General features: G+C 57.6%; 9 protein-coding genes. 4 read left to right on the plus strand and 5 right to left on the minus strand.

The genetic code is table 11. The features are described from left to right. The first annotated feature begins 26 nt into the window (after window positions 1-26). A complete protein-coding gene (locus tag C5L10_RS21570; protein WP_245448079.1) occupies window positions 27-1658 on the plus strand; it encodes a Wzz/FepE/Etk N-terminal domain-containing protein in 1632 nt (543 codons plus the stop codon). Further along, a complete protein-coding gene (locus tag C5L10_RS21575; RefSeq protein WP_105431321.1) occupies window positions 1655-2743 on the plus strand; it encodes a glycosyltransferase family 2 protein in 1089 nt (362 codons plus the stop codon). The genes C5L10_RS21570 and C5L10_RS21575 overlap by 4 nt, the downstream gene beginning before the upstream one ends. A 5-nt stretch (window positions 2744-2748) precedes the next feature. Here C5L10_RS21575 and C5L10_RS21580 read toward each other — a convergent pair whose 3' ends face one another. Together C5L10_RS21580 and C5L10_RS21585 are read right to left on the minus strand one after the other, a co-directional pair. Further along, window positions 2749-4185 carry an oligosaccharide flippase family protein gene (locus C5L10_RS21580; RefSeq protein ID WP_105431322.1) on the minus strand — a complete coding sequence of 479 codons (1437 nt, stop codon included), beginning with the start codon at window positions 4183-4185 and terminating at the stop codon, window positions 2749-2751. A gap of 78 nt (window positions 4186-4263) precedes the next feature. After that, the gene (locus C5L10_RS21585) at window positions 4264-6228 is read right to left on the minus strand and encodes a hydrolase (protein ID WP_105431323.1); all 1965 of its coding nucleotides are present in this window, start codon (window positions 6226-6228) and stop codon (window positions 4264-4266) included. 304 nt (window positions 6229-6532) lie between these two features. Here C5L10_RS21585 and C5L10_RS21590 point away from each other — a divergent pair, with 304 nt between their 5' ends. Both C5L10_RS21590 and C5L10_RS21595 read left to right on the plus strand, forming a co-directional pair. After that, window positions 6533-7951, plus strand: coding sequence for an NAD(P)-binding protein (locus tag C5L10_RS21590; protein ID WP_105431324.1), 1419 nt, complete (start codon window positions 6533-6535; stop codon window positions 7949-7951). A 7-nt stretch (window positions 7952-7958) separates the two neighbouring features. Continuing rightward, window positions 7959-9035 (plus strand): glycosyltransferase family 4 protein, encoded by a 1077-nt coding sequence (locus C5L10_RS21595; protein ID WP_105431325.1) that lies wholly within the window; start codon window positions 7959-7961, stop codon window positions 9033-9035. Between the two features lie 21 nt (window positions 9036-9056). On the opposite strand, the gene C5L10_RS21600 is transcribed toward C5L10_RS21595, so the two are convergent. The 3 genes from C5L10_RS21600 to C5L10_RS21610 all read right to left on the minus strand — a co-directional run bounded on the left by C5L10_RS21600 (window position 9057) and on the right by C5L10_RS21610 (window position 12935). Beyond that, on the minus strand, window positions 9057-9788 hold the full coding sequence (locus tag C5L10_RS21600; protein WP_046669343.1) for a hypothetical protein: 732 nt from the start codon (window positions 9786-9788) through the stop codon (window positions 9057-9059). 176 nt (window positions 9789-9964) lie between these two features. Beyond that, window positions 9965-10123, minus strand: coding sequence for a hypothetical protein (locus tag C5L10_RS33755; RefSeq protein WP_172717100.1), 159 nt, complete (start codon window positions 10121-10123; stop codon window positions 9965-9967). Between the two features lie 805 nt (window positions 10124-10928). Further along, window positions 10929-12935, minus strand: a complete 2007-nt coding sequence (locus tag C5L10_RS21610) for an EAL domain-containing protein (RefSeq protein ID WP_046665335.1) — start codon at window positions 12933-12935, stop codon at window positions 10929-10931. Window positions 12936-13045 lie beyond the last annotated feature (110 nt).

Below are 13045 nucleotides of genomic sequence, written 5' to 3' on the forward strand. Positions count from 1 at the left end.
CTGGCCCTCTGGAGGAAGCTTCCCGCATGTGGCGCACGGATCGCGCACCGCCAGGCGATTCCGGCGAAGGTCCTCTCGCGCTGCTGCGCCTGATGGTCGCGCTTGCGTGGCGTAACAAGATACGGCTTGTCGCGTGCACGACGGCGGGGTTCCTGCTGGCCTTTCTTTATGCGAACTCTCTCCCCAAGGTGTACAATGCCACGGCAACGCTTCTGCTGGAGCCGCGGCAATTTGCTTCCGCCGGCCGCGACATCAGCGGGCAACAGAACTTTGACCTGAACAGCGCCGAAAGCGAATTGCAGATCATCCGTTCGGAGCGGCTTCTATCCGCCGTCTTCGACAGCCTTGTCCTTCAGGGCGACGCCGAACTCGGTCCCCGGCCGCCGAAGGAATTTACCGGGCTGGCGGTTCAGGTGCAGGACACGATGTCGACGCTCGTGGACAACGGGTTGACGACGCTTGGCAAGACATCAAGGCGGGCCGAGGATGTTCTGGACCCGACCGCGGATTCCCGCGAAAACGCCCGCCGCATTGCCTTCGCGAATTTCGTCAAACGGCTGAGTGCGCGGCGGGTGGGGCAATCTTACGTCGTCGAAATCGAATTCTGGTCATACAATCAGAACCTTCCTGCCCGTGTCGCAAACGCCATGGCGTCGGGATACATCCTCCAATCGATTGCCTCAAAAGAACAGATGGCGCGCGCTGGCACGGACACGCTGCAAGGACGACTGGACGCGCTGGCTACCCAGGTCAACGCTGCCCGGGAGGCGATGAGGAACGGCACGTTACCCGGGCTGGCCACACCGGATGCCGATGCTCGGATCATCGGCGCCGCACTTCCGCCACTCGATCCCTCCGGCCCGCGCAAGACACTGATCGCCGCATTGGGTGGGATGCTGGGGTTTCTGATCGGTATGTCGACCATAGCCATCAACGTGGCCTTTGATCGCCGGGTGCGCGATACGAAGGAGCTCTCGCAGGAAGCCGGCATTCCGTGCCTGGCAACGGTTCCGGACACCGGCAAGACGGCAGGCATCGGCTGGCGCTTCGATAGCCCGGCGCTCCAACGATACGCCAGCGTCATTCGCGACTTGAAAACCTCCGTCGATGTCGCCTGCGCATCACAACGGCGGGAAAGAAACATCGTGATTGCGTTCATCGGGGCAACGGCCGCGACCGGCGTTTCGACCCTCTCTCTCAGCATGGCGCAGCTTCTGAGCCGAAGCGGCCACCATGTGACGTTCTTCTATTCGGGGCTGGCGTCCATGGTCGAGGAAACATCCAGTTCCTCAACCTCCCTAGCCGACGTGGCAATCTCAGGTCTGAAGGCGGATCAACTGTCCTTCGGCAATCTCGATGGCATTGCCACTCTGCCGATCCATTCGATAGACCCGCATATCGACATTTTTGCGGATTTCCGCCATCCCAGCGTATTGCGGATTCTGGAAACGGCCCGAGTGAAGGGAGATGTCATTTTCGACCTTCCTGCCCTTGACACCTCCCTGGATGCGCTGGCGCTGGCATTTCATGCCGATGCCGTCTTGATCGTCGCAAAGAGCGGGCGCACGACAATTGACGAGGTGAAGGACGTTCACAACCAGCTGCGGCGTGCTGGCGCGCCGGTGATCGGCACCGTAGTCAACAGGGTCAGGTCATGATCGCAGGCCCCGTGGCCTCCCCGCAAACACCCCCACAGGTGCAGGATTCCTGCGGATCTGAACAATCCGCGGATGATCCGGAGGGCCGTATCTGCAAGCTCGCGATCATCATCACCTGCTTCAACTATTCGCAATTCATCAGGCGCGCGGTTGAAAGCGTCCTTTCGCAAAAGTGCAGGCAGTGCCAGATCCTCGTGATCGACGACGGCTCCACCGATGGTTCGTGGGAGGTGATCCGCGAACTGAGGGTGCGTGCGTTTCGGCTTGCAAATGGCGGTCAGCGCAGGGCCTGTCTTTTTGGCCTTGAGCAGACACAGGCACCCTTCGTCCTATTTCTGGATGCCGATGATGAGCTTCTCCCCGGGGCATTGGAGGTGATCCTCACTAACCTGGACGACGGCGTTGCGAAACTTCAGTTTCCGTTGAAGCGGATCGACGGCGACGGCAATGTCATCAGCGGCCCGATACCCGAACTCCAGGCGTTCAGAGGACGTGAACTCGCCGGGCGGGTCTTGCGTACCGGTGTCTATGCGACACCTCCGACCTCCGGCAATGTTTTCAGACGCGACGTGTGCGAGCTCCTGAAGGACGCAGACTATGACAGGGCTGTCGATGGCATTATCCTGTTCGCAGCTCCGTTCATCGGCGACGTGGTGAGCCTGGCGCAGCCCCTCGGTCTTTACCGGATCCATGACCGCAACGATTCCGGCTTCGGTGACCAATTGAATACACAGGCTTTGCATCGGGATCTTCAGAGATTCGTCGCCAGGACGGAGCATCTACGCCGGATCCTGCCAGGCTATGGCTATCGGTCAGCTCTCGTATCCGCCGAGCATGCCTATTTCTATCGTGAGCGACGCTTTTATCTTGCGGTGGCGGAGGACGAACGGATTTCCTTCGCCAGCCTGTCTGGGCTTGTGGGGCGGTTGTGGCGGGACAAAAACCCGCTGCGGATGAAGGTTTCCATGACACTGTTTTTCACGGCCATCAGTCTGCTTCCCAGAGATCGCGCCCGAAAGGCGCTTGCCTATCGTCTGGGCGCGGGGACCCGCTCGACGCGCGGGCTCATTCGGGCGCTGATCTGACCGGATTACCGATCGACCAGATCAGGTCTTCCGGCTATCAGGGTAATCCGCATGCCAAGCCCGAACAGTGTGGCGAGATAGGCGGCTGCGCCCGCGCTCGCGACCGCGATAAGCTGGATCACGACGGGCAGACCGGATGCCGGCATTTCCGTTCGCAACCAGATGACGGCAATTGCCATGACAGCGGCGGAAGTCAGAACTTTCCAAAGGTTCCGGAGCTGCTGCCATGGCCCCAGCCCGAACAGCCGCCGTGCCTCGACGACGTAGAAAACAGCCATGACGGAAGCGACCAGGATTCGGCCAATGCTCGCTCCATGGGCTGCAAGAAGATAGAAGCCGACGGAGATCAGAACGACCCGGAAGCACAGGTCGATCGCATTGAGCCTGAAAATGACGGAGGGACGATCGAGAGCGAGGCTCGCCGAATAGAGCGTCTGGAAATAGGGTATCGGAATGACTGAGAGGGCGATTAGGCTGAGATAAGGAGCCGCGTCGCTCCATTGCGCTCCGAGCAGGATAGCGGTCACGAGATCTGCCGTCAGGGAGAGGCCGATGCAAACAGGAAGCGAAATCAGCATCGCGAAACGGCTTGCCTTGAGGAACGCCGTCCTCATTCGGTCCGCATTCGAACTGATCTGCGAAAACGCTGCCATGACCGGCTGCAGCGCCGGGCCGATTATGCTCTGGGTCGGGATGACGGCGATGTCGCTTGCAACGGCGTAGCGGCCGAGCATGGCGCTGTTTCCGGCAGAGCCGATCAGGAAACGATCAAACTGCCAATTCAAGGCGGACACCAACTGCGCCGAACTGAACCAGCCGATAAAGCCCGCAAAATCCGAGAACCGGTTCAGCGAGAACGCAGGTCTGTAAGGGGCCACGGCATAAGAAGCGACGGTGGCGACAAATGCGGTGGTCACGAAATTGACGACGATCGCCCAATAGCCGCCTCCGGCAGCCACGGTGGCGACTGCGGCCGCAAAAGCGCAGAGCTTGCTAATCGTTTCGATCCCGAATGTCGGGCGGAATTCGAGCGCGCGGGCAAAATGCACCATTGCGGGGCTCATGAACCCCTTCGCGATAGGGCCGAGCGCCATGGCGGCGATCACAGGAACGAGCAGGGGATTTGCGTTCATCAGCGAATACGGCCAGGTCGCGACAAGGAAGATCACGGCGATCGCAAAACTTCTCAACACACCGAGTGTGAAGCCGGTATCAAGGTGGCTCTTATCGAGCACCGGCAGTCGGACCAGTGCCTGAGTGACCGGAACCTCCAGAACCGTATCGATGACCACGACCAGCGCCATTGCGAGCGCCGCCAATCCGAACTCCGCCGGGGACAACAGGCGAGCCAGAATGAGTACGTTGAAAAAGTCGATGAACCGCCCAATAAAGCGGGAGAAGACGACCCAACTGGCTCCTTTGAGAGCTGCGAACGCAAGCATTCTTCACACGCCTCTGTCTCACTACCGGGCTCCATGAACAAGGAAGCCTGCTTCGTCGTTGGTGTCCTCGAATGCTCTTCAACGGTTCAGTTTGGACGAGAAGCCCCGAAGGACATGCGCCATTCCAACGGCGCGGAGCAAGGCCGGCTTCAATCGCGGAAATTCCTGCGCAATCGCTCCTTCGCGCCACAGCTGAGACTTCACGGCCATCAATTTGCGTGCCATCCCGGCTCGTGTCGCCGGGGTAACCGTCGCAATGAATTCGCCTCGCCCGAAATCAACCGATCGAGGGGCGACGCCCAAGGCGACCATATCCGCCTCGGACGGATTTATGATCGCTTGTTTAAGTCTCAGCCACGCCCGATCCGCATCGCGTAGAACCTGCGCGCCGCTGGAGAGACCATCGATGTAGCGCAGCGCGCCGGTGAGAAGCGGATTGCCAGTGGCTGGATCGAGCCTGCCGAAGCGAATCTCTCCCGAATTGCCGATCACCATGCCGTCATGTCCCATGCTGAGCGTTTTGACGGAAGGTATGGCCGGCTCAAAAAGACTCTCGATGATGTGCCAGTACCGCAGGACCACTGTCCTCGTCTTGAAGGGATTGTAGAAGCGATCCTCCACCACGAGACCCGCCACATTGGGAAAATGGTCTTCGCTAAGCCCCTTGTAATTGCATCGCGCAAACTGCACCGTTTCGAAACGATGCTCCGGTAGCCCGGCGGACAGAAGCCTTTGGGTGCTGCCGTAGAGCCCGGTGTCGCAGAGAATGATGCGTTTGGCATCACCTGCGATTTGCCCGATATGGATCTTGAAGCAGTCATTCTGACGGTCGATGTCTTGTGCGACAGCGCTGCCGGCAGCCGTATCGAGCATGCCGAAAAAGCGGCTCGCATCGAAAACCTGCTGCCACTCGTCGGGTAGATCATAAGAACCCTTGCCGAGCGCATGTGCAACGGCGGCGAAACTTGCGGATTCGAATTCGCGCCCAAGCTCATCGAGAACAGCCGGGCTTCTGGCCGCCACCGCTGAGCGGGCAGCAATCAGGCGCGAAATCAGGATATTCTCGCGTTTTAGCGAAAGAGGCAGGTCGAGCACGGATTGGAGACGTTCGAAAGCTTCCCGTATGCCAAGTCCCCCGCGCGCGCAAAACAGCATCGTCGCATCACGGTCCGAACTCACCTGCTGCCCATATAGCCATAAAAAGATACAGAATTCTGCGACGATCGGACCGAATACATGCTCTCCGAAGTGAACCTGATCGCCGATCGGCGGTATGACCTCGCGGGAGCCCGATCCACTTCTGACTTGCCGCAGCCCTTCCGCCAGGGCTCCATTGCCTTTTGAAACGAGCCGCTTGAGGCGGTTCTTCGGCATATGGATGGTCTGTATCCCCATGCTCTTTGGTACGAGGCAATCGGCAAGGAGGTCATCGCCGATATGCAGGGTGCACGAAGCATCCACGCCTTCAGTCTTTAGAACCAGAGAAAACAGATCGCCTTGTCGCTTGCTGGCCTTCAGGTCCGCGCTTGAGTAGATCTCGTCCACAAGGCCGGGGCCGTGAAAATGGTCGATGAGTTCGCCGACCTTTTCACCGGACAGCCCTGTATCGGTGATCGCCACGACCCTCACACCGGCTTGACGATGGCGCCTCAACAGCATGGCAAAATCGCCATTTGCAAAAAGCGCCCGCTTCTCGATTTCAATCTCGATAGCGATCCGTTTCTCTACTACGGAACGCGGCAGCCCGAGAATGGCAACTTGGCGGCAGATGACATCGGAAAGGCACACCTCGCCCCGTCCGCCTCCCATGTTCAGGGCACGATAAGCCATTTTTTCGGCAAGCAGTCTGGCCCGGATCAGTTCATCAGGGCACATGGGCGAACCCTGGCCTTGCAGAAAGCGGGCAAACATCTTCTCACCCGCAATGATGCGCGACCGGCGGGACAGGCCATTGCGCAACAAGAGCGTATCGAACACGTCTGTCGCGATCAGATCTATGGAATGAAGGGGTCGATTGAGATCATCGAGGCTCCAGCGCGGCATCCAGCATTCCCCTCGCAAGCTACCAGAACCAGCGCGCCTTGACGGGCCAGCGCCAATCCAAAATCTCTGACAGAAATTCCCCCCGAACGCATCCGCAGAAGAAGGAGGCATCCGTGCCGAAGGCAGAGTATAACAGACATAGACAAATGCCTTCAAGTTAAATTACTATACATCAATTAGTATATCTGCAAAAAATATAATCATTCCGGTACTTATTTGAGCAGAGACGAGAAGTTAATGATATGTATTGAAGACCTCGTGACATGTTAATTCGGAAGTACTAGATCAAACGATGGAGACTCGCATGCAAGAGACGAAGTTTCCTACCCCGCAAAAGGCAGCGGACCTTGAGTATGATGCCATTGTTTTGGGAGCGGGGGTTAGCGGTCTCGTTTCGGCTGCCGTGCTGGCCAACCAAGGATGTCAGCAAATCCTGATTGTCGATGAATACAGCCACATCGGCGGGAACCACATGGACTGGTCGGAGAATGGATATACATTCGACATCGGAAGCCTGATTTTTCAGGACGATTCCCCCCTTCTGACGCATTTTCCCGAACTCCTCCCTCTCTATGTGCCGATTGAGCCTCGCTGGGGTCGGTTGAACCCCCAGAAAATGGTCACGGACTATCCGATTTCGCTGCGGGACGATATTTTGCGGGCCGGCGTCAAGGGGATGATGCGCATCTTCGGGTCGGTGTTCTATGCACGCCTGTTCCAACGCGAAATGCACAACGCAAGAGACTTTTCACGCTACTGGATCGGCGCCGAGCTTCTCCGGCGGTCCGGCCTGGAATCCTATATGGGAAGGTTTTACGGGATCGCGCTCGATCAGATCGACATCGATCTGGCGAAAAAAAGGATGCTGTGGATCAGCGAACATGCCTCGCTGGGGAACCTTGCTCGTCGCCTTTTTCGTCGCAGGCGCCAGGGCCCGACCAACAAGCAGCTTGCCCGCCCCAAATCCGGATTTGCGCCTCTTTACCGGCTCGCTCAACAAAACCTGGAGAAACGAGGGGTGCAATTCGCGCTGGGCGTCAAACCGATCGCAATCGATCGGTTGGAGAACGGCTTCCAATTGAGGCTGGAGGACCGGGTGATTACCGCAGATCGGCTGTTTTCGACGATCCCGATCGAGCGGGTGCAAGCCCTGTGCGCCATCGAGCGACGGCACGTTCTCAATACCACCACCCTGATCAGCCTCTATTTCAGCTTCAGCGGAGAGCGTGGCTTTCAGCAGCCGATCGTCTACAATTTCTCGCACGACGGCGCATGGAAGCGCTTGACGGTCTATTCTGATTTCTACGGCAAGGTTCACGGGCGGGAATATTTCGCCGTCGAAGTCGTGGCCGATCGACCGGACCGCCCGATTGAGATGGCCGAATTGGACTTTCGCGCGCACGTTTCGGCGAACGGGCTGTTTCGAGGGGATCTGAAACTCGAAGGCGCCCAGATCCTGACCAATGCCTATCCCGTCTACAGCCGGGACGCCGCCCGCCAGGCGGAAGAGGCCATCGCTGCGCTGCGTGCGTTTGGAATACAGTCCTACGGACGCCACGGCGGGTTCAACTATCAGCCGACAGCACGTGTCTCCACCCTCGATGCGGAAGCCGCTCTCGGTTTCGAACGGAAGGCCTCTCAGCCGCCGGGAGCGATCGAAGCTTCTCCTCAGATGGAGGTGGCACCGTCGCCGCTTCTGATATCCTCTCCCACAACTCCGTGAGCCCACCATGCGGATCATGCATGTTCTGAACCACACCAGGCGATTGAACGGCAATGTGCATGCGGCTGTCGACCTCGCCTGCGCTCAGGCAAAGCTCGGCCACACTGTCTGCATGGCCAGCGGTGGAGGCGATTTCGACGGATTGCTTGCACGCAACAGGGTAGAAACGGTCTTCGTCGATCAGCAGAGAAAGCCTGTTACCGTACTCAAGTCACTTTGGGCGCTGCGACGCCTCATCCGCGACTGGAAGCCGGATATCGTGCATGCGCATATGATGACGAGCGCTGTTCTTTCGGTCCCCGCCTGTCGTTTATCGTCGACGCCGCTCATTACCACCGTTCACAATGCGTTTGAAAAAAGCGCCGTGCTGATGGGGCTTGGCACATGCGTGATTGCCGTTAGCGAAGCCGTCGGAAAATCGATGCAGGAGCGCGGTATAGCGGCATCGAAACTGCAGGTCGTCCTCAACGGCACAATCGGATCAGCTCGGTTCGAAGGGCGCGACAGGACGCCGGCGTCGCTTCGCAGTCCAAGCATACTTTTCGTCGGAGGGCTGCATCCCAGAAAAGGATTGCCTGATCTCCTGGAAGCCTTCCGCCTGGCGCACAAGGAATATCCCGGCAGCCACCTTTATATCGTCGGCGGCGGCCCCTTCGAAGCCGCCTATCGGCAATTGGCCGGCGAAACGGGTTGCGCCAGCGCCATCACATTTGTCGGCGCCATCGACGAACCCTTTCCCTACATGTTAGCCGCCGACATCTTCGTCCTTCCCTCCCATGCCGATCCTGCTCCGCTCGTTCTGTCGGAAGCGCGTGAGGCGGCCTGTGCGGTGATCGGCACGGATGTGGATGGCATCCCGCAGCTGCTCGGTTTCGGCGAGGCCGGCATCCTTGTCCCACCGCGCGAGCCGCAAGCCCTGGCAGCCGTTCTTTGCGATCTGCTGGCGGATCCCGAACGGCTGGATATGTGGAAGGCAAGGAGTCAGCTGCATATCAACAACCTGGCGATCGAGCGCGTCGCCCGCGAGACGCTCGGCGTCTACAGGTCCGCCCTGTCGGCTGGAGCCGAGGTTGTCCCGGCCTAGTCGGCGACGGGAAGTATCGGATTAACCGCGGCCGAGCTGCCGCTTCAGGTAACTGCCGGCGTGCGGATCGGCATAATGAAACAGCGCCGTCGCCCGCACAGCGCCTTCGTCAACAGGCTCATTCGTGTGAATGCTGCGATAGCCCCAGAAGAGATAGAGATTGCCCGGAACCAACGACACATGCTTCATGCCCTTTCCACCCGATGCACGACTGCGCAGGATGCGTTGAGTGAGCGCATTGTCGAGGATCGCTTTGTCGGCGAGATTGAAGAGGTAATTCGATCGGATGCCGCGAGTATTGGGAATAATCAAGAAGTCGCCACGCCTGCCGAATTTCGGGATTTCGATCGGTAGCAGTGCCGTAATGGCGTAGGAATCATAGTGAAATATCAAGGAATGTTCCGTCACGCTTTTACCCGTAAGGCAGCGAAGGATCTGATAGAATTTAACGTCGGGCGCCGGCCGGCCTAGACCGATGGAATAGAGGCGGGAAAAGAGAGCCTTGAATTCCGTGGAATTGCCGAGGTCGTCGAGGCCCGATCCCGCGAGTTCATCGCTTTTCAGCGAAATCGTCTGCCGGCCCTCGCGCGTGATCGCGGAGGCGACAAAATTTTGCATCTGGCTGAGATCCTCGGCCGCCAAGAAGTTGGGAGAGCAAAAAATTCCGTCTTTGTCGATCTGCTGGGCGATGCCACGAACGTCCCCATTCGATAGCGCAGACAGCCAGTATTTGGCATTGCTGAGATAAGACATGGCGGGCTCCGTATCAGCGCGTGGTTCTGTTCCTGGACCGCATCAGAAAACACCAAGGTCAGGCGATCAACAGGATCATCCGGAAAACCGAGCCGACTTGGCGCGGCGGCTGAAACTGCACTGCTCCCTGCTGTCGATGCCGTCCGGCAACAACGGGGCGGACCGGCGGTCGAGGCTCAATCGACCCTTCCTATGCGCAGCCGCCGCCTGGGCAAAGCCGGCACGTGATCGTCCTGGTTTCCTTCCAACAGCGGCGAAGTCATCCGCTCCGGATCAAGCAACCGCCATTCTCTTTCAAGCCGCAGCCTGATGGATACCCAGATATCGTTCGTCATAACTCACCCTTCGATCAGGATAAAAATCCGTCATTCCCAAGGAATCAAACTACGATGATTTCCGCTTGAACTCGGACCAGACCGTGTAAAAGATACCCACGAAATAGCCTGCCTGCATTAAGACAAAACAAGCAGAAGTATAGGCAAAGGAATCTAGAAAATTCCTCTGGTAATTATATGTAATTATACCGAAGGCAATCGAAGCAATGGTCATCTGCGCCAACGCTGCTGGCGCCAGCAATTTCATCGATTTTCTCAAGAGCAAGCTCATGTGCGCCACTCGCTTCGCTGGCCTTCCTAATGCACCAACCCGCTATTCAGGCCATTGACGGTTCAAGACTTCACCGCTTCCGCCCTTCGATGAGAAAAGACGAGAATGCGGCTCCGCTTCGGAATTCGAAGCGAACAGCAAATCCCACCGGGAAGGAAGAAACTCTTTGTGATGATGCACTACGCCCAATGACGTAGATCCAGGCCGGGGCCTGGACCGTGCCGGGCAAGCGAGACGCCGACAGGACCCAGTTTTTTTCATGGCCACTGATTTGCCTGCTTTGCCGGATCAGTCGAGATCGCCACGGATGCCTGCTTCAGCAGGAACGCGATTGCGCTTCCGAAAACTTCGAGGCCTCATCGAATTCTTCTCTTCTTCCCAGCAGGGGTCATAAGTGGAAAATTCCAGTTCCAAATGGCCCAATTTAACGGGGCAAGGCCATAGAGGCACAAGGGTATGGGTGAGACTGGATTTAGTTGCGGGGGCCTGAGCGCACAGAGACTTGTAAATTTGCCGGTCTTGATTGGATCTAACCTATGCCCCATTCCGAAATAGACGTTTGGAATCCGGGTTCCTGACCGTGCTGAACCTCAGCACGTTATCAGTTTCAAGCTGAGCTGCCGGACCAGGCCGTGCAATATAATATCCCTGAAGCTGGTTGATTCCGTACTGCTGCATCAGCCGCAGATGTTCAATGGTCTCGACGCCTTCAACGAGGATACTAACGCCGCGATTACGCAACAGGCTGATGATGTCAAGCAACATCCTCTTCCCCCTCTCCGTGTTGCAGTCATGGAGGAAGGATCGATCGATCTTGACGGTGTCGAATTCTATCAGGCGAAGCCACGAGAGCCCCGCAAACCCTGTGCCAAAGTCGTCGAGCCAGACTTGAGCGCCCAGCTTTCTCAGGTCGCTAATGCAACGAACCACATCCTTGTCGATTTCCAGCTCCACGCCTTCGGTAATTTCGAAAGCAAGGCGAGCGCCCGTCACGCCGAATTCTGCTAGCGTTGCGGCGACATAACTGGAGAACCCTGGCTTCTTAAGTTCAATCGGCGAGACGTTGATGCTGACAACCTGCACCAGGTCGGTTGCCAACAGGTCTCGGCAAACAGTACGAACTGCCCACCGGCCGAGTTCGATGATCGAACCTGTCCTTTCCGCAACCGGGATGAATTTACCGGGCGATACGGACGTTCCGTCCAGCATGTTCAAACGCATCAAGGCTTCAACAGCGTCCGTCTTGCCTGTCTGGACGTTGCGGATCGGCTGATAGACGAGGGAGACAAGGCCGTGTTCAAGTGCGATCTTCAGGGTCGCAGCTATATCCTCGCTGTCATCGCTGCTCTGCGGGTCTTCAGGATCGAAGACCACGAGGGTGTTGCGGCCATTTGCCTTGGCCGCGTAAAGCGCGCGATCAGCTTCGTGAATGACCTTGTCGACCTGCTTGGTCTGGTCTCGCGTATAGGACACGCCGACACTTACGGTAATGACACTGGTCCCATCTCGCCTGTGTTCGTGTGGCCAAGCCAACGCTCGCACGGCAGCACACATTACTTCGGCGAGTTCGGCCGCTCTTTCCGAATTTTGCATTGGTGTGATGACGATGAATTCCTCACCCCCGTATCGCCCGATGACAGAGCCGAAGGACGAAGCCACGCTTTGGAGACGCCGGGATACCGCTACAAGGCACCGGTCACCTTCTTGATGGCCGTAGCAGTCATTATAGTGCTTGAAGTAATCTACGTCGATAAGAAGGACGGCAAAGGGCGCCCCGTTGTCCAGCCAGCGTTGCCAATAGTCACGCAGACGTTGATCGATTGCCCGGCGATTTTCCAGGCCGGTCAACGAATCCGTGTTTGAGAGGTGCAAAAGAGCCTTGCCCCTTTCGTCGGCAGCAGCTTGCTGCAGGCTTGCTTCCAAAGCATTGAGGAAAACTTTGTAGCGCTCTCTGTTGAGCTGAAGGTTCACGTATGACGTAAAGATAAAGCAGGAAATGCAGAATGCACCGAGGATAAGCTTGTGGAGAAGCAACATAGGCGCGAACAGGTAGAGGGCAACTATGAAGATCAGCATGTTCGTTGCGGAGGCTGCAAGAGCAACGGGAAACCGGAAGCTGAAGAACAAGTTGACGCTCATCATGAAGATCGCGCCAAAAACCATGTAGTATGAGAAAGCGTCTCTGACGGTAGTCATCTGAGCGGTAAGAAGCCAGACGAGATAAGCTGCCAGCACGGACACTGCCGCGGCCATGTCGACCGTATCGGCTTTTGCTTTGCGGTAGAGCAAGAGTTCCAGAATGCACAGAGCTGCCACGCCAACCAGCAAACGGCCGGCGGCCGTGTACCGGACTACATCACCAATAAAAAGATAGTCCGTGAAAGAATATGCAAGGTAAGCAGCTACTGCGATCCAGAGGCCGTTGCGCGTGGCGCTCTTTCGAGCGTTCTCGCTCTTCTGCTTATAGAGGCGACGCAACTGTTCTGGCGACAACGACGGTCGCTCGGTGGCGACTGCAGTCTCGGCTAACACGTGCATCATGCCCCTGCCACCCAACATCTTGCAGCAGTTGCCCTACGCAGACCGCTAGCTGGAGCTGGATAACCCTACCCAGACTCCACATCAACCGACAACGCTCGAACGCCCCCTAA

The organism is Neorhizobium sp. T6_25 (genome assembly GCF_002968555.1).
Classification (GTDB): Bacteria; Pseudomonadota; Alphaproteobacteria; order Rhizobiales; family Rhizobiaceae; genus Neorhizobium.

Coding starts and splice junctions, on each gene's coding strand:
- C5L10_RS21600 (WP_046669343.1), bottom strand. CDS start 9,788: ATGTCTTATCTCAGCAATGCCAAATACTGGCTGTCTGCGCTATCGAAT.
- C5L10_RS33755 (WP_172717100.1), bottom strand. CDS start 10,123: ATGACGAACGATATCTGGGTATCCATCAGGCTGCGGCTTGAAAGAGAA.
- C5L10_RS21570 (WP_245448079.1), top strand. CDS start 27: ATGTGGCGCACGGATCGCGCACCGCCAGGCGATTCCGGCGAAGGTCCT.
- C5L10_RS21610 (WP_046665335.1), bottom strand. CDS start 12,935: ATGATGCACGTGTTAGCCGAGACTGCAGTCGCCACCGAGCGACCGTCG.
- C5L10_RS21585 (WP_105431323.1), bottom strand. CDS start 6,228: ATGCCGCGCTGGAGCCTCGATGATCTCAATCGACCCCTTCATTCCATA.
- C5L10_RS21580 (WP_105431322.1), bottom strand. CDS start 4,185: ATGCTTGCGTTCGCAGCTCTCAAAGGAGCCAGTTGGGTCGTCTTCTCC.
- C5L10_RS21595 (WP_105431325.1), top strand. CDS start 7,959: ATGCGGATCATGCATGTTCTGAACCACACCAGGCGATTGAACGGCAAT.
- C5L10_RS21575 (WP_105431321.1), top strand. CDS start 1,655: ATGATCGCAGGCCCCGTGGCCTCCCCGCAAACACCCCCACAGGTGCAG.
- C5L10_RS21590 (WP_105431324.1), top strand. CDS start 6,533: ATGCAAGAGACGAAGTTTCCTACCCCGCAAAAGGCAGCGGACCTTGAG.